This is a genomic window from Colwellia marinimaniae (assembly GCF_002207865.1).
GTDB lineage: Bacteria > Pseudomonadota > Gammaproteobacteria > Enterobacterales > Alteromonadaceae > Colwellia > Colwellia marinimaniae.
Genome location: NZ_BDQM01000458.1, coordinates 1 through 244, shown reverse-complemented (window position 1 = coordinate 244; position 244 = coordinate 1). Strand labels below are relative to the sequence as shown.

At 31.6% G+C, this 244-nt stretch carries 1 protein-coding gene; it reads right to left on the bottom strand.

Annotated elements, in window-relative coordinates:
- The coding region (locus MTCD1_RS22040) for a hypothetical protein (protein ID WP_235013419.1) at nucleotides 1-244 on the bottom strand (244 nt) is incomplete at both ends.

The window sequence follows — 244 nt, the reverse complement described above, 5'->3', positions numbered from 1 at the left end:
GTCTTTATCTGCTAAAATCTGGATAACGTTTGGATCTTCTTCATGTTTCCATTCTAGGATTTTATTGATGCTCCATTTCAAATATGTAGGATTTTGCACTTTGAAATATTGCCAAAGTTTAGGATTATTCGGTTCAAATAATTTTCTGAAAAAGGCATAAGATTTTATGGTTTTTTCGGAGAAATAACTTTCGGGAAGTTTCGCAAAAATTCTAGAACTTTTTGCCAAATGAAAGGTGATAGAC